This window comes from Streptomyces sp. NBC_01428 (assembly GCF_036231965.1).
Lineage (GTDB): Bacteria > Actinomycetota > Actinomycetes > Streptomycetales > Streptomycetaceae > Streptomyces.
Genome location: NZ_CP109499.1, coordinates 8,978,550 through 8,999,529, shown reverse-complemented (window position 1 = coordinate 8,999,529; position 20,980 = coordinate 8,978,550). Strand labels below are relative to the sequence as shown.

Genomic DNA, 20,980 nt, shown 5'->3' with positions numbered 1-20,980 from the left:
GCTACTCCTGCACAGTCATCTGGCGCAGCTGGGGGCGGTTCGCCCGGCGGGGGCGGTTCTGGTCGGGGGCGGTCAGCTCCGCGATGCGCAGGGCCAGTTGGGCGACGGTCGGGTTGCGGAAGACCATCGTGACCTTGGAGTCGATGCCGAATTCCTTGCGGATGCGGCCGCTGAGGCGGGTGGCGAGCAGGGAGTGTCCGCCGCTGGCGAAGAAGTCGTCGTCGACGCCGATCTGTTCACGGCCCAGCAGGTCGGCGAAGAGCCGGCACAGGGTTTCCTCGCGTTCGTTGGCGGGTGCCCGTCCGCTCGCCGCTTCGCCGTGGTCGGGGGCGGGCAGGGCGGCGCGGTCGAGTTTTCCGCTCGGTGAGGTGGGCAGGGCGGCGAGCGGCACGATCGCGGCGGGGACCATGTACTCGGGCAGGCGTTCGCGCAGCAGAGCCATCAGGGCCGGGACGTCCAGGGTGGTGGGGTCGCTCTTGCCGGCGGGCACCGCGTAGGCGACGAGGCGCTGGTCGCCTACGCGGTCCTCACGGACGATCGCGACGGCCTGGGCGACGGCGGGGTGTTCGGCCAGGACGTGCTCGATCTCGCCGAGTTCGATGCGGAAGCCGCGGATCTTGACCTGGAAGTCGGTGCGGCCGATGTACTGCAGGCGGCCGTCCTCGCCCCAGCGGACGAGGTCGCCGGTGCGGTACATGCGCTCGCCGGGCGCACCGAAGGGGCAGGCCACGAAGCGGGAGGCGGTCAGGTCGGGGCGGCCCTGGTAGCCGCGGGCCAGGCCGTCGCCGGCGATGTACAGCTCGCCCTGCACGCCGCGCGGGGCGGCCTCCAGGCGTGCGGTCAGGACGTAGAGGCGGGTGTTGCCGATGGGGGTTCCGATGGGCGGGACGCCGGTGTCGGGGCCGATGTGGGTGCTGGTCGACCAGATCGTGGTCTCGGTGGGGCCGTAGACGTTGGCGACGTCGGCGGCCTGGGCGGCCAGGGTGCGGGCGAGTTGGGGCGGCAGGGCTTCGCCGCCGACCAGGATGCGCAGGCCGCGGGCGGCGTCGGGTTCCTCCATGAGGAGGATCTGCCAGAAGGCGGGGGTGGCCTGGACGACGGTGACGTGGTGCTCGCGCATCGTCTTCAGGACGGCGGCGGGCTGGGCGATCGTGTCCTTGTCCGCGAGGACGATTCCCGCGCCGCACAGGAGCGGGAGGTACAGCTCGAGGCCGGCGATGTCGAAGGAGACGGTGGTCACGGCGAGGAGCCGGTCGGCGGGGGTGAGCGGGAAGCGGCGGGCCATGGTGGCCAGGAAGTTCGCGAGTCCGCGGTGGGTGACGGTGACGCCCTTGGGCTTTCCGGTCGAGCCGGAGGTGTAGATGACGTAGGCGGCCTGGTCGGGGTGGACGACGGTGGCGAGGGGCGTCGCCGGCTGGGCGGTGAGGTCGTCGGCGGCCGCGGTGAGGGTGTCGGCGTCCAGGACGAGGGCGGGGCGGGAGTCGTCGAGGATGTGGGCGATGCGTGAGGCCGGGTGGTCGGGGTCGACGGGCACGTAGGTGGCGCCGGTCTTCAGGACGGCCAGCAGGGCGATGACGAGGCCGGCGGTGCGGGGCAGGCGGACGGCGACGAGGGATTCGGGTCCCACCCCGCGGCCGGTGAGCCAGTGGGCGAGGCGGTTGGTGTCCTCGTCGAGTTCGCGGTAGGTCAGCGACCGGTCCTCGGCGGTGACGGCGAGCGCGTCGGGGGTGGCCTTCGCGTGCCGGGCCAGGGTGTCCACCAGGCCGGTTTCCAGGGTGGGTTCGGCGGTGTCGTTGACCGTCTCGAGCAGCCAGTCGCGTTCGGTCTCGGCCAGGACGTCGACGGCGCCGAGGCGGGTGTGCGGGTCGGCCAGGAGCTGGTCCAGGACGCGGACGAGGCGGGCGGCGATCTCCTCGGCCGCGGGCCGGTCGTAGAGGTTGTTCTGGTAGTCCAGGGAGAGCCGCAGGTAGGGGTCGGCGGAGTTGAGGGTGAGCGGGTAGTGGGAGCCGGCGAACGGGCGGATCCTGTCGATGGTGAAGCCCGCGGAGGTGTTCGCGTCGACGATGCCCTCACGGTCGATGGGGTAGTTCTCGAAGACGATGAGGGTGTCGAACAGGGCGGGCAGGGCGATGTCGCGCTGGATGTCGGCGAGCCCGTAGTGGTGGTGGTCCAGCAGGGCGGTCTGGCGGTCCTGGAGGTCGGTGATGGCCTCGCCCATGCTGCGCTCGGGCAGGCAGCGCACCCGGGTGGGCAGGGTGTTGATGAACAGGCCGACCATCTCGTCGGAGCCGGGCAGGTCGGCGGGGCGGCCGTTGACGGCGGCGCCGAACACCACGTCCTGCTGTCCGGTCAGCTGGGAGAGCAGGATCGCCCACGCGCCCTGCAGGAGGGTGTTGAGGGTGACGCCGAGCTGGGCGGCGCGGCGGGCCAGTTCGCGTCCCTTGTCGATCGACAGGGGTACCTCGACGCGGCCCAGGGCCGAGGACGTGCCCTTGAGGGCGGCGTTGGGGGCGACCAGGGTCGGCTGGTCGAAGCCCTCCAGTTCGCTCTTCCAGCGTGCGGCGGAGGCCTGCTGGTCCTGCGCGGACAGCCAGGCCAGGTAGTCGCCGTAGCTGCGGGCCGCGGGGAGGTCCTCGGTGCTGGAGTACAGGCGGACCAGGTCGGTGATCACCATCGGTGAGGACCAGCCGTCGAAGAGGGTGTGGTGTGCGGTGACGATGAGTTTCGCCTGCCGGCCTCCGCAGGTGAGCAGGGCGAGGCGGATCAGTGGGGGCCGGGTGGGGTCGAGCTGGTCGGCGCGGTCGGCGGCCAGTGCCTGGTCCAGAGCGGTGTCCTGTGCGGCGGGGTCCTGTCCGCTCAGGTCGTGGTGGTGCCAGGGCAGGGTGACGTGGTCGGCGACGACCTGGACGGGCTCGCCGTTGTCGGTGGCCAGGAACGCGGAGCGCAGGTTGGGGTGGCGGTCCAGGAGGGCCTGGCCGGCGGCCCGCATGCGGGCCGGGTCGACGTGTCCGCTCAGGTGCAGCACGAACTGCATGTGGTAGACGTCGAAGGAGCCGTCGGCGAGGGCCGCCTGGTACTGGATGCCGGACTGTCCCGGGGCCTGCGGCCATACCTCGCTGAGCGGTCCGTAGGTCTGCTCCCAGGCCTCGATCTCGTCCTGGCGGACCGTGACGAGGGGGGCGTCGGAGGGGGTCAGTCCGCCGGCGTCGGGGCGTTGTGCGTGTGCGGCCATGCCGTGCAGCACCTGTACCCACAGGTTCGCGAGGTCGGTGGTCCGCTCGCGGGTGAGGAGTCCGGTGGGGAACATGAACGCGGCCTGCAGCCGGGTCCCCTGGGGGGTGTCGGTGACCAGGGAGTTGACTTCCAGGGCGGACAGGGCGGGCAGGTCCGGGTCGGGCTGCGGGATCAGGTCGGCGGACCAGGAGGCGGGGCCCCATCCGTCGGCGCGCAGGTGTTCGGGCACGTCGGAGGCGGAGATCCGGCCGAGGTAGTTGAACCCGATCTGCGGGGCCCGGTGTTCGGCGAGCTGGCCGGCGGTCTCCGGGTTGAGGTGGCGCAGCAGGCCGTAGCCCAGGCCCTTGTCGGGGACGGTGCGCAGTTGTTCCTTGACCCGCTTGATCGCCTGTCCGGCGGCCGGTCCGCCGGTCAGGGCGTCGGTGACGTCGAGGCCGGACACGTCGACGCGGGCCGGGTACATGCTGGTGAACCAGCCGATGGTGCGGGACAGGTCGGCGCCGGGCACGACGTGGTCCTCGCGGCCGTGGCCCTCCATGCGGACCAGGGTGGGGTGGCCGGTGCCGTTCCAGTGGCCGACGGCCAGGGCGAGGGCGGCGAGCAGGACGTCGGTGCCGGTGGAGTTGAACGCGGCGGGCAGGGTCGTCAGGACGGCTTCGGTGACGTCGGCGGGCAGGTCGATGCGGACGGTGTCCAGGGTGGACATGACGTCGAGGGCCGGGTCGAAGGGGCGGCTGCCCAGCGGGGGGTTGGGTGCTTCGAGCAGGTCGCGCCAGTAGTCGAGTTCGGCTTCGCGCCGCGGTGAGAGGGCCTCGTCCTGGAGGGCGGCGGCCCAGCGGCGGGCGGAGGTGCCCACGGCGGGCAGGTCGGGGGTGCTGCCGGAGCGGACCTGCTGCCAGGCCTCGGCGAGGTCGGACATGAGGATGCGCCAGGAGACGCCGTCGACGACCAGGTGGTGCAGGACCACCAGGAGACGGCCGGTGGTGCCGGGGGTGGGGGCGAACCACACGAAGTCGGCCATGCGGCCGGCCCGCGGGTTCAGGCGGCCGACGGCGTCGTGCAGTTCCTGCTGGGCCGCCTCGAGGAGGGCGGGCTCCTCCCAGCGGCCGTCGCAGTCGACGCGGTGGATCAGGTCGTGGGCGTGGACGCTGCCGGGCGGCGGCACGAGCAGGACCGGTTCGCCGGCGCCGGTGTCGGGCACGAGGCGGGCGCGCAGCAGGTCGTGGCGGTCCAGGACGGCGTCCAGGGTGGCGGCCAGGGTGTCCGCGTCGATGGTGTCGGGCAGGTCCAGGGCCATCGCCATGGCGAAGCGGTCGGTGCCGCCGCCGTGTTCGAAGACGTGCCGGGCGACCGGGGGCAGTGGGAGCTCCCCGACGCCGCCGCCGTCGAGTTCGGCCAGGACGGGTGCCTGATCGCGGTGGGCGCCGGCCGCTTCGGCGAGGCGGGCCGCGGTGCGGCACTCGAAGATCTCGCGGGTGGTCAGGTTCAGGCCGCGGGCGCGGGCGCGGGCCACCACCTGGATGGAGCGCAGGCTGTCGCCGCCGATGGCGAAGAAGTCGTCGTCGATGCCGACGCGTTCGACGCCCAGGACGTCGGCGTAGGCGGCGGCGATGACGGTTTCGGCCTCGGTGCGCGGCCGACGGTAGGTCTCGCCCTGGAACTCGGGTTCGGGCAGCGCGGCGCGGTCGAGTTTGCCGGTCGGTCCCAGCGGCAGGCGGCCCAGCGCGACGAACGCGGAGGGCACCATGTAGTCGGGCAGGCGGGCGGCGACGAACTTGCGCAGTTCGGCGGCCGAGGCGCCGGACTGCACGTCGACGTCGCCGATGCCGCCGGCGCCGTCGTCGCCGACGGCGCCTTCGCCGGTGTGCACCACGTAGGCGACGAGCCGGCGGCCCCCGGAGGGCACGGTGCGGCTGATGACGACAGCCTCACTGATGCCGGGGTGCTGGGTGATGGCGGCTTCGACCTCGGCGGTCTCGATGCGGAAGCCGCGTACCTTGACCTGGCCGTCGCCGCGGCCCACGCACTCCAGGTGGCCGTCGGTGTTCCAGCGGGCCAGGTCGCCGGTGCGGTACATGCGTTCGCCGGCGGGCCCGTAGGGGTCGGCGACATAGCGGTCGGCGGTCAGTGCGGGCCGGCCGTGGTAGCCGCGGCCCAGGCAGCTCCCGGCGACGTACAGCTCGCCGACCACTCCGTGCGGTACGGGGGCGAGGCCGGGGCCCAGGACGTAGGCGCGCATGGCGGGCAGCGGGCTGCCGATGGGGGTGACGTCGCCGTCGGGGAGGTCCTCGGTGGCGGTGAGGGTGAACGTGGTGGCGTAGAAACTCTCGCTCTGCCCGTAGGAGTTGACGATGTTCACGCCGGGCAGTGCCTCGCGGACCTGGCGGACCAGGCGGGCGGGCAGGACGTCGCCGGCGAGGACGACGGTGTCCACGTCGGGGGCCTTGTCGAGGTGGCCGACGAGTTCGCCCAGGACGGAGGGGACGGCGCTGATGATGTGGCCGTCCCAGTGGTCGCGTTCGGCCAGCGCCAGCGCGTTGGGGACGAGTTCGGCGGTGCCGCCGGTGCTCAGGGCGCTGAGGAGTTCGAAGACGGACACGTCGAAGTTGACGGAGGTGCCGGCGAGGATGCGCCGGCCGGGTCCGGCGCCGACGGTGCGGGCCAGGGCGCGGATGCCGTCGACGACGCCCCGGTGGGTGATCGCGGCGCCCTTGGGCGTGCCGGTGGAGCCGGAGGTGTACATGACGTAGGCGAGGTTGCCGGGGGCGGGCGCCGTGCCGTGGGCGGCCCGTTCCTGCGCCGTGCCGGGGGCGCTCCACAGGGCCCGGTCGTCGAGGTGGAGGGCCTCGACGGTGTTGGGCGGCATGTCCTGCCAGGTGGCGGTGTCGGTGACGGCGAAGCGCGGGGCTGCTTCGTCGAGGATGGTGCGGGCGCGGGCGCTGAGGTACTGCGGGTCCATCGGTACGTAGCCGGCGCCGGACTTGAGGATGCCGAGGAGGCCGGCGACGAGGTCCTCGGTGCGGGGCAGGGCGAGCAGGACGAGGTCCTCGGGGCCGGCGCCGCGGCGGGTGAGCTCGCGGGCGATGCGGGTGGCGCGTTCGTCGAGCGCGCGGTAGGTCAGGGTGCGGCCCTGGCACACGAGCGCGGGGGCGTCGGGGGTGCGCCGTACCTGGGCCTCGAACAGGTCGGGGACCGTCTGTCCGCTGCCGTGCGGTGCGGCGGTGGGGGTGGTGAAGGTCAGGAGCTGGTCGCGTTCGCTGTCGTCGAGGACGTCGATGCTGCTGACGCCGCGTGCGGTGTCGGCGGTGAGCCGTGCCAGGACGCGTACGAAGCGGGCGGCGAGGGCGCGGACGGTGTCCTGGTCGAAGAGGTCGGTGGCGTACTCCAGGCGTACCCCGGCGCCGCCGGAGCTGTCCGGGATCATGTTGAAGAACAGGTCGAACTTGGCGGTGCCGGTCTCCAGGGTCTGCGAGGTGACGTCCAGGCCGGCGAAGTGGAGTTCGCCCAGCGGCTCCTGCCAGGCGAGCATCACCTGGAAGAAGGGGTGGTAGGCGGTGGAGCGGTCGGGGTTGAGGCGCTCCACGAGCCGTTCGAAGGGCATGTCCTGGTTGTCGTAGGCGGCCAGTGCCCGTTCGCGGACGCGGTGCAGCAGCTGGAGGAAGGTGGGGTTGCCGGAGAGGTCGACGCGCAGCACCCAGGTGTTGACGAAGAAGCCGACGAGGTCGCGCAGGTCCTCGTCGGTGCGGCCGGCGATCGGTGCGCCCAGGGGGATGTCGTCGCCGCAGCCGAGGTGGTGCAGGAGGACGGCGAGGGCGGACTGCATGACCATGGAGACGGTGGTGTCCTGCTCGGCGGCGAGTTTCTCCACGGCGCGCAGCAGGCCGGGTTCGAGGGGGAACTCGACGAGGTCGCCGCGTGAGCTGACCGTCCGGCGGCGGGGGTGGTCGGTGGGCAGGGCCAGCGGCTGTGCGAGGTCGGCCAGCGCCTGGCGCCAGTAGTCGAGTTGGCGGGCGGCGAGGCTGTCGGGGTCGGACTCCTGGCCCAGCACGTCCTGCTGCCACAGGGTGTAGTCGGCGTACTGCACCGGCAGTGGCTGCCAGCGCGGGGCGTGGTGGTCGCGGCGGGCGGTGTAGGCGGTGGTGAGGTCGCGCAGCAGGGGGCCCAGCGACTCGCCGTCCAGGGCGATGTGGTGGACGACCAGGACCAGGGTGTGGTCGCGGGGTGCGCAGCGCAGCAGGACGGCCCGGATGGGGACGTCGGTGGCCAGGTCGAAGGTCTGCTTGGCCGCCCGGTCGACGGCCGCGTCCCGTGTGCGGGGGGTGACCTCGCTCAGGGGCAGGGTGACCTGCTCGTGTCCGTGGGCCAGGACCTGCTGGTGGGGGACGCCGTCGTCGTCCTCGACGATGACCGTGCGCAGCACCTCGTGCCGGTCGACGACGTCGTGGAGCGCCGCCCGCAGTGCGTCGACGTCCAGTTCGCCGGTCAGCCGCAGGGCGAACGCGCCGTTGTAGGTCGGCGAGGGGCCTTCGAAGCGGTCCACGAACCACAGCCGGCGCTGCGCGAACGACAACGGGATCATCATGTCTCCAAATTCGGCGTTACCAGGGAGCGGGTCGGCAGGTCGTCAGCTCTGGTCGAGCAGGGTCAGCAGTTCGTCGTTGTAGAAGTCGTCGATGGAGCACGCGCCCGACAGGGTGGAGAAGTAGCGGTCGATGTGCTGCTGGTGGCCGACCAGTTTGCGCAGCATGTCGGTGCGGCCCTCGGGCTTGAGTTCGGCGACGTTCAGGGCGCCCTGGTAGTGGTTGAGGGCCTCGTCGCCCAGGCTGTTCTCGTAGCGGCGCAGGGCCGGTTTGAGGGCGGTGTCCTCGTGGAGGTTCTGGCCGATGGCGTCGGTGAGGGTCTGGGCCTGGACGAAGGCTTCGGTGATGCCGCGGGCGGTGATGGAGTCCTTGTGGTTGACGGCGTCGCCGACCAGGACCCAGCCGGGGCCGTAGGCCTTGCGGAAGTAGTTGTCCTGGTGGCCGGTTCCGTAGAGCTGCTCGACGCGCTCGCCGGCCTGCATGCGTTCGTACAGTTCGGGGGCGGTGGTGCGGAAGGCGTCGAGGTAGGCGGGTTCGACGGCTTTGCGGACCTGGCCGAAGTCCTCCTGCGGGAAGTACGCCATGAGCAGGGTGAGGTCGTCGTTGGTGGGCAGGACGCCGATCCAGCGGCCGGTGCGCTCGTAGAGTTCGAAGTCGGAGGGGACGCCTGACCAGTAGCTGTAGTAGGTGCAGGTCATCCGCGGGTGTTCGATGACGTTGGGGGCGCCGGTCTTGCGGGCGACCAGGGAGCGCATGCCGTCCGCGCCGACGACCAGGCGGGCCTGTTCGGTGGTGACGGTGCCGGCGGGGGTGGTGTAGCGCACGCCGGTGACGCGGTCGCCGTCGAAGAGCAGGTCGTTGACCGCGCAGCCCTGCTGGAAGTCCACGCCGGCCGCGACGGCGCCGTCGGCGAGGATCGGGTCGAGGACGTAGCGGCGGGGCGCGTAGGTGGTGCGCAGGCCGTCGATGGGCAGGGAGAAGCCCTCGATGCGTACGCCGGGGCCTTCGTAGCGCTGGTGGGTGATCGGCTGGGCGCCCGAGTCGCGGATCCTGTCCAGCAGGCCCCACCGGTTGAGCAGGGCGATGCCCTGCTGGTGGATGTAGTGCGAGGAGAGGGTGTCCTGGGGGAAGCGCGCTTTCTCCAGGAGCAGGACGCGATAGCCCTGCTGTGCGAAAAGCATGGCCGTCGGCGAACCCGCACAACGGGCACCTATGACTATCACGTCGTACATGGCGCCTCTCTTACCGGATTGTTTTTGGGCACGGTTCGGCCGCGGCCGAACCGTGCCGGGGTGAAAGGGGTGCGCTGTTCGCTGCGGCCGGCCGCAAAAAGAAAAAGAAGGGGGGCGGTGGCCGTGGACGCATTCGAGGCTATCCGGCCCGGGCGGGCGGGATGAAGAGATCCTGCGGGCCGTGAAAGGGCTTGGGCGGAGGGAGTTGAAAAGGGTGCGGGCATGCCGCGGGTGTCCCGCCGGCGGGACGGCCCCCCGTGTCTGCCCGGGGCGGGCGAGGGGGTGGTGGTTACGGGGCGAGGGCGGCCTGGGAGTCGATGTAGGCGGCGATCGACGCCACGGTCGGGTTGAGGAACATCTGGTCCATGGGGACCTCGGCGCCCAGTTCCTCGATGAATGCGCCCTGAATGCTGACCATGATCAGGGACTGGCCGCCCAGGGCGAAGAAGTCGTCGTCCGGCGTGATGTCGTCGCGCTGGAGTTCCCGGCACCAGATGGCGCGGACGCGGTCGGCGGTCATCGCGTTCCTCTCGGTTGTCGTCACGGCCAAGGGCCCTTTCATGCAATGGAGTTGCTGCCGGCGTACGGGGTGCGGCAGACGTCCGCCAGGGCGGCGCGGTCCACTTTTCCGTGCGGGCTCAGCGGAAGGCGCAGGATGTTCGTGAACCGGGACGGCACCATGTTCCGCGGCAGGGTCCACAGCAGGCGGGTGCGCAGATCGTCCTCGGCGAGGTCGTTGCCCAAGGGGACGACGAACGCGTTCAGTTCGGCTTCGCCGCCGTCGTTGTAGGTGACCACCACGGCCGCCTCGCGGACGCCGGTCAGCCGGCCCAGGGCGCGTTCGACGTCGGTGGGGTCGATGCGCATGCCCCGTACCTTGACCTGGGCGTCCATCCGTCCGGCGACGACGAGTTGGCCGCGGTCGTCGATGAGGCCACGGTCCCCCGTGCGGTACAGGCGCAGCGGTGTCCCCTCGACGTCGACGGTCGTGAACTTGGCGTTCTCGGGGCCGCTGCCGCCCAGGTAGCCCGCGCCGACGCCGGCTCCGGAGATGCAGATCTCGCCGTACTGGCCTGCCTGGACCTCGCGCAGGTCGGCGTCCAGGAGGTGGATGACGGTGTTGTGGGCGGGCCGGCCGACCGGGGCGATGTCGTGCTCGCCGGGCCGGTAGTGGGCCAGGTCGTAGGAGGTGGCGACATCGGTGCACTCGGCGACGCCGTACTGGTGCAGCAGGGTGACGGTGGTGCCGGGGCGGCGCGCGAAGCGGGTGAGGCGTTCGCTCTTGAGGGGTTCCCCGCCGAACAGGACGTAGTCGAGGCGGGCGAGTGCGTCGCCGCCACGCGCGTTCTCCCAGTCGACCAGCAGGTACAGGGTGCTGGAGGCGCAGTGCACGACGCGGATGTCGTACTGGGTGAGCATGCGGTGGGCGAGCATGGCGTCGAAGTTGCGGCTGGCCATCAGGTGCTGGGTGGCGCCGCAGAACAGGGGGGTCATCAGGGCGCGCTGGGAGAGATCGAAGCCGAAGGCGGAGACGACCAGGTTGTGGGAGCCGCGGTGCAGGCCGTATTCGAGCTGGAGCCAGTTCATCAGGTTGAACCAGCCCTCGTGGCGGACCGCGGCCAGCTTGGGGGTGCCGGTCGAGCCGGAGGTGAACACCGCGTAGCAGAGGTCGTCGCCGGTGACGTGGACGTCGGGGCCGGTCGCCGGGAGGGTCGCGAGGTGGCCGGCGAGCTGTTCGAGGTCGATGACCTCGGCGCCCGCGGACTCGACCATGGCGGCCGTGGCCGGGGAGGCCACGATCAGGGCGAGGTCGGGTACCTGGCCGAGCAGCAGGTGCAGGCGGGCCGCGGGGTAGGCGGGGTCGAAGGGCACGTAGGCCGCGCCGGCCTTCAGGGTGCCGAGGATGGCGACGATCATGTCGATCGAGTAGTCGAGGCAGATGCCGACCTTCGCGCCGCGGCCGTGGCCGTGTGCGGTGAGAAAGTGCGCGAACCGGTTGGCCCGGGCGTCGAGTTCCGCGTACGTCACCTGCCGGCCGGACCACACGACGGCGAGGGCGTCGGGGGTGGCCCTGGCGTGCTCCTCGAACCGCCGGTGGACGACGGGCGAGGGCGGCAGGGCCACCCGCTTTCCCTGAAGGATCATCAACTGACTCCGATGTGTGCGGTGTCCGGTCGGGCGGTGCGCCCGCGGCACCTGGGCAGGGGGTTCGCCCCGGGCACGCCGGGGCGGTGCGCTCTCAGGCGCTCTGGCGTTCGGCGCTCGCCAGCATCCGGGCCACCCACTTGTCGACGGGCAGTCCGTGGGCGGCGGCGGCCTTGGAGCAGTACTCCAGCTGGCCGACGGACAGCTCGATGGTCAGCGTGGTGACCTTGCTCCCGCCCTGCCCGGCCGTCCGCGGCGACCCGGTGGTGGCGTCCTGCCCGCCGTCGCCGGCGGACTCGGGGAGCTCGGCGTGCTCTCCGCTCTGCACGGCGAGGCTGGCGCGCACCGCGCGGCGCAGTTCGTTGCGCGACCACTTCTGCTGTTCCGCCTTGCGCAGCCAGTAGTCCTGCTCGGGCGGGGAGAGCCGGGTCACCTCGGCGTGGTGGGCGAAGCTGAGGCTGTCGCGCCGCCGGTCGTGCTCGAAACGGCGGGCCACCCAGGCGTAGTTGCGCAGGGTCTGGTAGTCGAGCCCGGTCCGCTCCACGGCCTCCTTGTAGCGCCGCCACCCGTAGGTGGCCTCTCCGTAGATCAGCCAGTCGGCGAGCCACCAGGCCGAGGAGTTCACCAGTTCCCGCAGGTTGGCCCCGATCTGTTCCCAGGACCGTTCGGAGAGATTCTGCGGGAAGACCATTCCCGACTTCTGCACCGTGGCGTGCGTCCCCACGAAGGACAGGACCACATCGCGCTGGGCCGGCTCTCCCGTGGTGTGCGGCCTCGGCTTGTACCTGCTCGCAGTTCTCGCAGCGCCCGTCACAACTTCATCTCCCAACTCGCAGTGTTCGCGCGGTCGTTGACCGCTCCCCCGGCCGTGCCGGGTGCCGGTCGCCGCCGTCGGTCCGGGTCGGCTCGCTCGGTTGCTCGCGTGGGCCGGGACGCGGCAGGCGCGCACCGGCGCCCCCGGGCACCGCGGGGCCCGTCGGCCGGGCCCCGCAATCTGACGCAGTGTCAGCCCAGTTCGGTGGGTGCGGTGTTCAGTCCGCGGCCATGGCTTCGCGCAGGCTCCGCGGGCGCAGGTCGGTCCAGTTCGACTCGACGTACTCCAGGCACTCGGCGCGGGCCGCCTCGCCGAAGACCACACGCCAGCCGGCGGGCACCTCGGCGAACGCCGGCCACAGGGAGTGCTGCTCCTCGTCGTTGACCACAACGTGGAAGCGGCCGTCCTCGTCATCGAAGGGGTTCGTGCTCAACTGGCACCGTCCTTAACCGTCATGAAGGTGACTCGGGATGGGCTGTCGCCGGGCCGGGTGCGAGAGCGCACCGGGCGGCTTCACCGGCCGGTGTTGTCCGGTCGACGGGACACCCGGGCGTCCGGTCGACAGGACACCCGGCGTCGGTGCGACCCCGGCGTTGCCACGACCGTAAGGAGCGGGCCGCCGGCACGACAAGGGCCGCCGCCACGCCGCCCGCCCCGCCCGGGAAAGGGCCCGCACCCGGCCGGGATCCTCTGTACCGGGCCGGGTTCCTGTGCCACGATGCGCGGCCGCCCGCACCCGGGGACGGGTGACCGGAGCGCGGCTGGAGGCCGGGTTCAGAGCGGCTTGACGCCGGGACCGGCATGACGTGGGCCGCGGGGAGTTCGGCAGCGCCGGCCATGGGTGTCCCAGGGGTTCCGGGGCCGCTGTCCCGGGTGTGTTCCATACGGGGGCCGAGGCGCGCGCGGGCGGGGTGCCGGAGGCCGGGAGGGTGCTGCGCGCCAGACGCGGGGCCGGGCGCGGGGCGGGACGCGCGGGAGCGCCGCGTCGCGCGGGAGCGCCGGGCCGGGCAGCGGTGTGGGACCACGGGGCGGGCTCCGGCTCCAGCTCCGGCTCTGGCTCCGGCTCCGGCTCTGGCTCTGGCTCCCGAGCCGGTTCGTCCGCGGGGAAGGTGACGTGCGCGGACGCAGCTGGGCTGAGCCCCTCCCCTGCCGGTGTGGCGCCGGTGCGCTCGGGCCGTGGGCGTCCCACAGGCACGCGGTGCGCCGGCTCGGGCGTGCCGTAAAAGGGTCTCGGCGCAGGGGAGTTCGGCGGGCCTGAGCCGCTCGCGGCCGACCGGGGGCGCGCCGTGCCCGCGCGTCTGCGGGGTGTCTGCCCACGCCGATCCGGGGGGTGTCGCGCCGGGCGGAGCCACGTCGTGGCCGCGGGCCCGGGCGGGGGGGTGCTCGGGGCGGCCGACGCATGTGCCACTGCGGGCCAGGCGGGGGGTTCTGGGGTGCGGCCGGCGCGTGTGCCGCTGCGGGCCGGGCGCGCTCGGGGTCCGCGCTGCGGGGGCCCGTCACGTCGTGTCGGCGGGGTGTCCCCCCACCGTGCGGGTGCTCCCCGCGCCGTGCGGGCGCTGCCCGGAGCACCGGCCCCGGCGGCAGGGACGTACGGCTCCCGACCGTACGAGGGGGTGCGGGGCGCGTTCGGCGCACGGCACCGCGGGCCGGGTGGCGGGCGGGGCCGTGACGCGGAGACCACCGGTGACGGCGCTCGCGGTGCCGCTCCGGGCAAGGACCTCGCACACCGCGCCACGAGAAGGAGGGGCGCAGGGAGGCAGGGGGGCAGGCCCGGTGGACGGGGAGCCCGGGCAGGGTCAGTCGATGCCGCGGACTATGTGCGGTTCGGCGGAGACCGCCGCCTCGTCGTCCGCGCCGGCGAGCCGCAGCGGCGGGGCACCGGCCTGTGCCGTGCCGACGTAGCTGTGGGTGTGGGCGTGGCGCAGTGGCTGGTCGAGTTCTTGCCAGTCGTCGTTCACCGGTTCGTCCCTTCGCCGGACTTCGCTGTCCTGGGCGCAGATTGGCCGATCGGACACCACGGCGTCGAAGGGCGCTCGCGTTCCCTCGGGAGCTGCCCGGGACCGGGACGGTGCAGCCGGTCCATGACGTACGGATGCGAGATCGTCTGCCTCGCGGTACTGGAGCTGGGCGGGAGCGTACGGCAGCCAGGCCCGTGTGGCGTCCGCTCCGGTTCGAGCGGTGGTGGGGACCCCTGGCCTTGTGGGCGGATCCGCAGGTGTCGTACGGGCCTGGCCGGCCGCGTCGCTGGTGCCAACGTCCATCAACCTAGCGATGGTTCGCGCGGCGCCGGTCGAGTCCTGGTCGAGACCCGGGGCGGGTCCTGCCCGGTCTGCGACGCCGGCGGCAGGCGGGCGCGGTGTGCCGGAGCCGGTCGGCTGCGGGGTGGGCGCGGTGTGCCGGAGCCGGTCGGCTGCGGACGCGGCTGCGGGGTGGGTGGGCGCGGTGTGGGTGTGGGTGGCGGAAAGAGGGGCGGGCGCACGGTTCGCGGGGACGGCGAGGCCGGCCGGAGTGCGGGGCCGGTGGCGGGGCGGCCGGGTTGCGGCGCGCCGGGGGCGGGGCGGCCGGTTCGGGGATGCCGGGGTGTCGGTCCGGAGTGGGGGCTGCCCGTCGGCGCCGGTGGCGGCCGAGGGCCAAGGGGGCGAGGGGCTGGTGTGCGGTGGAGGCGGGCGGTCCGGGGGCGGGGGGCGCGGTGTTGTGCCTGAGGCCCGCTCGAGAGCCGCCACAGCCGCGGCACAGGGCGCGCGGTGGCCGGAACACGACGGGCGGGCGCCGTTCTATGGTCCCCGGAACGCGGCCCGATCCGAGGGAGAGCGATGAACAGCACACGACCTGCCCTGCGCCTGTTCGTCCTGCACCATGCGGGCGGCTCGCACCTGCTCTACCGCACCTGGCCCGCCGCTCTGCCCCCGTCGTGGGATGTGCGGCTGCTCGACGCCCCGGGCCACGGGCTGCTCCTGGACAGGGCGCAGATCACCGACGCCGGCCGGCTCGCGGACCATCTGCTGGACGGTATCGAGGCGGAACTGGACGGCCCCTACGCCCTGTTCGGGCACAGCATGGGCGCCCTGCTGACGTACGAGATCACCCGGCGGGCTCTCGCGCGGGGCCTGCCGCTGCCGGTGTGGGCGGGGCTCTCGGCACGGACGGCACCGCAGCCGGGCGGACAGGGTCAGCGCTACCACCAGTTGTCCGACGCCGACCTGCGGGAGCGTCTGAAGCTGCTCGGCGGCACACCCGGTGACGTCTTCGAGGACCCTGATCTGTGGGCCCTGTTCGAGCCGGTCATCCGCGCAGACCTGCGGCTGGTGGAGACCTGGCGGCCCGATCCGGACGCCGTCGTACTGCCGGTGGCGCTGTCCGCGTACGCGGGGGGCGCGGACCGCTCCGCCCCGCCCGCCTCGATGACCGGCTGGGCCCGCCACTTCGAGCGCTTCCTGGGCCTGCGGGTCTTCGACGGCGGCCACTTCTACTTCGCCGGCGATCCCTCGCCGCTGCTGCGCCAGATCCGGCGGGACGCGACCGCCGCGCTCGACGCCGCGACCACGGCCCGCCCCCGCTGACCCCACCCCCCCCCGGCGGGCACAGCACGTGCCCCCGCACTGCGCAGGAACACGTACCCGCACGTCGTACGTCGCACGGACCCCCTGCGCCAGACACGTACCGACAGATGAATGTCAGGAGCCAGAACATGAGGACAGGCAAGAGATCCCGGGCCGGTGCGGTCGGTGTGGCGGCGCTCGCGCTGACGGCGGGTGTGTTCACCGCCCCGGCCCAGGCGGCGCACGACACCGCCCCCGCCCCGGCCGCCCACCAGGCGACCCGGCGGGCACTCGAGGCGGCCGTCGCGGCCGGTGTCCCCGGTGTCACCGCCGCGGCGCGCGACGCCGGCGGGGTGTGGAAGACCGCCGCGGGCGTGGGCAACCTGGCCACGGGTGCCGCGCGCGGCACCGACGACCGGTTCCGCACCGGGAACATCACCGACACCTTCGTCGCGACGGTCCTGCTCCAGATGGAGGCGGAGAAGAAGCTGCGCCTGGACGACAGCGTGGACCGCTACCTGCCGGGCCTGGTCAGCGGCAACGGCAACGACGGCCGTGCGATCACCGTGCGTCAGCTCCTCAACCACACCAGCGGCCTGTTCGACTACGTCTCGGACCCGGCGTACGGGCAGACGTATCTGGCGGGCGAGGGGTACCTGCGCCACCGCTACGACACGCTGACGCCCCTGCTGCGGGTGAAGGTGGCCCTCGCGCACCCGCCGGCGTTCGGACCGGGTGTGCGGCACTGGTTCTCCAACACCAACGATGTCCTGGCCGCCCTCGTGGTGGAGAAGGTCGCCGGCCGCTCCTACGAGGACGAGGTGCGCCGGCGGATCATCGAGCCGCTCCGGCTCACGGCGACGTCGAATCCCGGCGAGCGCACCGGCCTGCCCCGGCCCAGCAGCCGCGGCTACTCCCGGCTGTTCGCCGCGCAGCCGGACCGGGTCGACGACGTGACCGCGGTCAACGGCTCGCAGAACTGGGGCAACGGCGACATCATCTCCAGCGCCGCGGACCTGAACCGCTTCTTCGGGGCGCTGCTGGGCGGAAAGCTGCTGCCGGCGCAGCAGCTGAAGGAACTCAAGACGACCGTCGACAACCCCGACTTCCCCATCTCGTCCTACGGGCTGGGCATCGAGCGGCTCACGCTGGGCTGCGGCATCACCCTCTGGTATCACGACGGCGGCGCAGTGGGGTGGCTGTCGCTGTCCGCCCTGACCGAGGACGGCAGCCACCAGCTGACGTTCAACTACAACAGCAACTGGGGTGCGGAAACGGTCCTGCCCGTCCTGGACGCCGAGTTCTGCCCGGCGCCGTCCGCCGCGCACTGACCCGCCCGGCCGGCCGTGGGTGACGCCATGTCGTCCGGCGGCGGTGCATCGCCCCGCCGGCCGGTCCCGTCGGCGGGGCGATGCACCTCTCCCCCACTTCCCTGGAAGGGCGGGGCAGGGCCGGGGCGACGTCGTAGAGGTGTTCGCCGTGCGGTAGTTCGAGTTCGGCTCCGGTTCCGCTCCAGCCCGCGCTGGAAGAGTCCTCGCCGGTCGTGTGCCACAACCCCCGTTCTCTCACTGGAGGCATGATGGAGCATCAGGCCGGTCGGACCGCGGGGTCGCACGGCGGCCCGGCCACCGCTCTCGCACAGGGCGCGCCGCAGCAGCCGCGCACGGTGGCGACCGGGGCGCGCCGGGGTCAGGTGCTGACGACCCGGGTGGGTCTGCAGATGCCGGAGCTGATGGCGTACGACGAGTGGGAGCGGGCCGGGCGTCAGCTCGCCGATGTCCTCGACTCCTCGTCGTGGTGGCTGGGCGACTGGCTGGTCTACGGCAAGGACCACTACACCGACCGCTACCAGCGCGGGATACGCGCGGTGGGGCTCTCCTACCAGACGCTGCGCAACTACGCCTGGGTGTCGCGGCGTTTTCCGCTCGCGCGGCGCCGGGCCGGCCTGAGTTTCCAGCACCATGCCGAGCTGGCGTCGATGCCGGCCGAGGAGCAGGACCGGTGGCTGGAGCGGGCCGAGCGGCAGCGGTGGACGACCAAGCAGCTGCGCAGTGCGCTGCGTGCCGCGCGCCGCAGCGAGCAGCAGCAGCCGCCGGCCGCGGCGGCGGAGGAGGAGGAGGCCGCTCAGCGTCTGGATCTGCCCGGCAGCCGTCTGCAGTGGTGGCACCGGGCGGCGGAGCAGCTGGGTGTCGATTTCGAGCAGTGGGTGACGGCGACGCTGGACAGCGCGGCCGCGACCGCGCTGCGGGACCCGGACGCACCCGGCGACCACGCAGAGCACCCGCAGCACGGCCAGGACGCCCAGGACGCGCAGCACGCGCAGGACCCGCAGGACGCGTCGGAAGGACAGGACGGGCTTGTGGGGGGCCGGGAGGCGGTGGCCGGGGTCCGGGGTGTCGCGGCACGCGGCCCGGCGGCCGTCTCACCGGCTGTGGCGCCGGGTGGGGGCAGGGGTGAGGGCCGGGAGGGTGCGGCCGGTGGCGGCAGGGCGGTGCGGGTGCGGGCGGTGGCCGTCAGCGCCTGACATCCGGCGCCGCGGCCCCCGGCCGCCTCCTGGTGTTGTTCAGGGAAGCCTGCTCATCAGGCCGGCCGTCTCGCGCTTGTAGGTGCAGGCGCTCTGCCCGAACGACTCCCGGACCCGCTCGCGGACTTCGCCGGGCTGCTCCTGGCTGAGTTTGAACATGCCCTCGGCGCCGGTCACGGTGAAGCGGAACGCTCCCACGGCAGGCGCGATCTTGCGGAAGTAGCCGAGGGAGGCGGTCATGTCCCAGCCGTCGCCGAACCGTCCCTCGAAGGCGCGGACGGTGGACTCCACGACGCCCAGGGTCTCCTGCACCGAGTCGATCTTCTCCACCACGCCCCGCACGTGGACGGCGGTGAAGTTCCACGTCGGGGCGGCCGGGGTCACCTCGTAGACGGTGGGTGAGACGTAGGAGTGCGGGCCGGTGAACGTCAGCAGCAGGACGCTGCCCGACTCCAGTGCCGCCCAGTGCGGGTTCGCCCGGTTCATGTGTCCCAGGAGGGTGGCGCCGGGCAGTTCGCCCGTCCACTCCCCCGAGGTGTCGGGGTCGAAGATGACCGGCAGGTGGGTGGCGAACGGGCCGTCCTCGGGGCGGCCGTTGGCGGCCGCGAGGGCCAGGGGATTGGCGCGGATCAGGTCCACCATCCACGAACTGTCCGGTTCACGGTAGGAGCTGGGCACGAACATGCGGATTCACCCTTTCGGAAAATGGCTCGGAGCATGACGGTGGATCGAAGAGCGGTTTCGGTTCGGGGCGTGGCCGATCGGCGGATCGGATCGCACGCGGGTCCGGTATTGCTCCGGGCATCTCGCCGTCGGCGGTGCCGCGCGGAGTTCTGGAAATGTGCGCCGACCATATCGCCGTCCCGCCGGCAGGACAACGCTTTCCGGATGCCGGGCACTTCGAGAACTTCTCGAACGGTCTTCATGCCATCTTCAAGTTGCCTTTGAGAGGCTCTCCACAGCAACACTGCAGAACGGTCTCTCGGGCCACCGGCCGAGTTTTCCAGACGCAAGCGGGAGAGTTTTCTATGGGCATAACGGGCAGGCGCAGCCAGGAGATCTACGACGTGGTCGGTATCGGGTTCGGCCCGTCCAACCTGTCGCTCGCGATCGCCTTGGAGGAGCACGGGGCGAGCGCTCCGGAGCATCCGGTCACGTCCCATTTCTTCGAGCGGCAGCCTTCGTTCGGCTGGCACCGGAACATGCTGCTGCCGTCGACGACCATGCAGATCTCCTTCCTCAAGGACCTGGCGACCTTCAGGAATCCGATGTCCCGGTTCAGTTTCGTCTCGTATCTGCACGCGGCGAACCGGCTGGTGCAGTTCGTGAACAACCAGGACTTCTTCCCGACCCGCCAGGAGTTCCACCAGTACCTGGAGTGGGCGGCCGCGAGCCTGGGCGACCGGGTCACCTACGGTGCCGAGGTCACCGCGATCCGGCCCGGCACCGAGGGCGGGGTGGCCCGTCCCGACCTCGTCGAGGTCGAGGTCCGCGCGGGTGACGGCACCCTCAGCCGGGTGACCGCCCGCAACGTGGCCATCTCCACGGGCCTGGTGCCGCGGCTGCCGGAGGGGGTGAACGCGGACGAACGGGTGTGGCACAGCTCGCAGTTCCTGGGCCGCTTCCACGAACAGGACCCGGCCGGCCTGAAGAGCGTGGCGGTGGTCGGCGCCGGGCAGAGCGCGGCGGAGATCACCCGGTTCCTCCACGACACGCTGCCGGACGCCCAGGTCAGCGCGGTCATCCCCTCCTACGGCTACTCCGTCGCCGACGACACCCCCTTCGCCAACCAGGTCTTCGACCCCGGCGCGGTCGACGAGTACTACTTCGGCAACGAACAGGCCCAGGACGCGTTCTGGCGCTACCACCGCAACACCAACTACTCGGTGGTCGACGCCGACGTCATCCAGTCCCTCTTCCAGCGGCTGTACGACGAGCAGGTGCGCGGCAGCCGGCGGCTGCATTTCCGCAACCTGACCCGGGTCGCGGAGGTCAAGCGGGCCGGGAACGAGACGCGGGTGCTGTTGCGGTCGCTGCTGGACGACTCGACGGAGGAACTGGCCGTCGACGCCCTGGTGTTCGCCACCGGCTACGACGGCCTGGACCCGGCCCGGCTGCTCGGCGACTTCGACCGGCACTTCCAGCGGGACGCGGCGGGCCGCCACCGGGTGGAGCGCGACTACCGCCTGGTGCCCGCGTCGGATCTGACCTGCGGTGTCTATCTGCAGGGCGGCACCGAGCACAGTCACGGCCTGTCGTCGGCGCTGCTGTCGAACATCGCCGTGCGCAGCGGTGAGATCGCCGACTCGATCGTGCTGGGGCGCACCGAGCGGGAGTTGGAGCACGGCTGCCCGGTGCAGGCCGAACCCTCCACCGTCTGATCCGCGCCCTCCCCCGGGCGGGTGACGCCCGGTCCCCCGGTGCCGCATGCCCGGCACCGGGGACCACGAGCGGAACGCGAGCGGGCCACGAGCGGGCCGCTCGCGGTGTTCGGCTTGTGGTGTTCGGGCACGCCGGTTCGCCGTGCACGGCATCCGCGACCTCGCCGGAACGCCCGCGCGCTCGAACCGTTTCCCGAGCGAAAAAGCGAGCGAAAGACGAGCGAAAGGCGAGAGGAATTCAAGCGGAACGCGAGCGGCCCGCTAGGGACATGCGAGCGGGATCCGTTCCTCCGGTTCACACGACCGAAAAAGGGTGGGGAGAGTGCCCGCAGGAGGATCGGCGGCAGGTGGGGGAACGGCGGATCCGGTTGGCCGGGCGGCATGTCCGGTCACGGAATCGGCGCGGTCCTCGCCGTCCGTTGCGATGCTGCGGGAATTGTTCCGCCCGCGCTCGCGGCGGATACCGGATGCTGTCCTGTCGGCAGGACGTGAGCGCCCTGGGCGGCGGCATGCGGAAAAGAACGAAGAAGC

At 72.5% G+C, this 20,980-nt stretch carries 12 protein-coding genes; 4 read left to right on the top strand and 8 right to left on the bottom strand.

The window, feature by feature from the left end:
- Position 1 precedes the first annotated feature (1 nt).
- From OG406_RS39140 to OG406_RS39110, 7 genes are all read right to left on the bottom strand, one after another.
- The gene (locus OG406_RS39140; protein WP_329183075.1) at positions 2-7,816 is read right to left on the bottom strand and encodes a non-ribosomal peptide synthetase; all 7,815 of its coding nucleotides are present in this window, start codon (positions 7,814-7,816) and stop codon (positions 2-4) included.
- A 42-nt stretch (positions 7,817-7,858) separates the two neighbouring features.
- Positions 7,859-9,046, bottom strand: a complete 1,188-nt coding sequence (locus OG406_RS39135) for an NAD(P)/FAD-dependent oxidoreductase (protein ID WP_164370954.1) — start codon at positions 9,044-9,046, stop codon at positions 7,859-7,861.
- A gap of 289 nt (positions 9,047-9,335) precedes the next feature.
- Positions 9,336-9,590 carry an acyl carrier protein gene (locus OG406_RS39130; RefSeq protein ID WP_267052119.1) on the bottom strand — a complete coding sequence of 85 codons (255 nt, stop codon included), beginning with the start codon at positions 9,588-9,590 and terminating at the stop codon, positions 9,336-9,338.
- 14 nt (positions 9,591-9,604) lie between these two features.
- Positions 9,605-11,191 (bottom strand): amino acid adenylation domain-containing protein, encoded by a 1,587-nt coding sequence (locus OG406_RS39125; RefSeq protein WP_329183080.1) that lies wholly within the window; start codon positions 11,189-11,191, stop codon positions 9,605-9,607.
- A 94-nt stretch (positions 11,192-11,285) separates the two neighbouring features.
- Positions 11,286-11,897, bottom strand: coding sequence for an LmbU family transcriptional regulator (locus OG406_RS39120; RefSeq protein WP_329183082.1), 612 nt, complete (start codon positions 11,895-11,897; stop codon positions 11,286-11,288).
- A gap of 325 nt (positions 11,898-12,222) precedes the next feature.
- On the bottom strand, positions 12,223-12,438 hold the full coding sequence (locus tag OG406_RS39115) for an MbtH family protein (protein ID WP_081222070.1): 216 nt from the start codon (positions 12,436-12,438) through the stop codon (positions 12,223-12,225).
- Between the two features lie 1,363 nt (positions 12,439-13,801).
- Positions 13,802-13,963 carry a hypothetical protein gene (locus OG406_RS39110; protein WP_164370950.1) on the bottom strand — a complete coding sequence of 54 codons (162 nt, stop codon included), beginning with the start codon at positions 13,961-13,963 and terminating at the stop codon, positions 13,802-13,804.
- Positions 13,964-14,818: 855 nt separating this feature from the next.
- Here OG406_RS39110 and OG406_RS39105 point away from each other — a divergent pair.
- From OG406_RS39105 to OG406_RS39095, 3 genes are all read left to right on the top strand, one after another.
- A complete protein-coding gene (locus OG406_RS39105) occupies positions 14,819-15,565 on the top strand; it encodes a thioesterase II family protein (RefSeq protein WP_267052116.1) in 747 nt (248 codons plus the stop codon).
- A gap of 128 nt (positions 15,566-15,693) precedes the next feature.
- Positions 15,694-16,875, top strand: coding sequence for a serine hydrolase domain-containing protein (locus OG406_RS39100; protein WP_329183086.1), 1,182 nt, complete (start codon positions 15,694-15,696; stop codon positions 16,873-16,875).
- Between the two features lie 245 nt (positions 16,876-17,120).
- Complete coding sequence (locus OG406_RS39095; RefSeq protein WP_329183088.1) at positions 17,121-18,068, top strand: LmbU family transcriptional regulator; 948 nt, start codon at positions 17,121-17,123, stop codon at positions 18,066-18,068.
- Positions 18,069-18,107: 39 nt separating this feature from the next.
- On the opposite strand, the gene OG406_RS39090 is transcribed toward OG406_RS39095, so the two are convergent.
- Positions 18,108-18,752: an FMN-binding negative transcriptional regulator gene (locus OG406_RS39090; protein ID WP_081222077.1), complete on the bottom strand. Its 645-nt coding sequence runs from the start codon at positions 18,750-18,752 to the stop codon at positions 18,108-18,110.
- Positions 18,753-19,096: 344 nt separating this feature from the next.
- On the opposite strand from OG406_RS39090, the gene OG406_RS39085 reads away from it, so the two are divergent.
- A complete protein-coding gene (locus tag OG406_RS39085; RefSeq protein ID WP_267052111.1) occupies positions 19,097-20,449 on the top strand; it encodes a lysine N(6)-hydroxylase/L-ornithine N(5)-oxygenase family protein in 1,353 nt (450 codons plus the stop codon).
- The last annotated feature ends 531 nt before the right edge of the window (positions 20,450-20,980 follow it).

Bases quoted from the DNA above. Each gene is read 5' to 3' on its own strand.
- OG406_RS39140 (WP_329183075.1), bottom strand. From the start codon at position 7,816: ATGATGATCCCGTTGTCGTTCGCGCAGCGCCGGCTGTGGTTCGTGGAC.
- OG406_RS39135 (WP_164370954.1), bottom strand. From the start codon at position 9,046: ATGTACGACGTGATAGTCATAGGTGCCCGTTGTGCGGGTTCGCCGACG.
- OG406_RS39125 (WP_329183080.1), bottom strand. From the start codon at position 11,191: ATGATCCTTCAGGGAAAGCGGGTGGCCCTGCCGCCCTCGCCCGTCGTC.
- OG406_RS39105 (WP_267052116.1), top strand. From the start codon at position 14,819: ATGAACAGCACACGACCTGCCCTGCGCCTGTTCGTCCTGCACCATGCG.
- OG406_RS39100 (WP_329183086.1), top strand. From the start codon at position 15,694: ATGAGGACAGGCAAGAGATCCCGGGCCGGTGCGGTCGGTGTGGCGGCG.
- OG406_RS39095 (WP_329183088.1), top strand. From the start codon at position 17,121: ATGATGGAGCATCAGGCCGGTCGGACCGCGGGGTCGCACGGCGGCCCG.
- OG406_RS39090 (WP_081222077.1), bottom strand. From the start codon at position 18,752: ATGTTCGTGCCCAGCTCCTACCGTGAACCGGACAGTTCGTGGATGGTG.
- OG406_RS39085 (WP_267052111.1), top strand. From the start codon at position 19,097: ATGGGCATAACGGGCAGGCGCAGCCAGGAGATCTACGACGTGGTCGGT.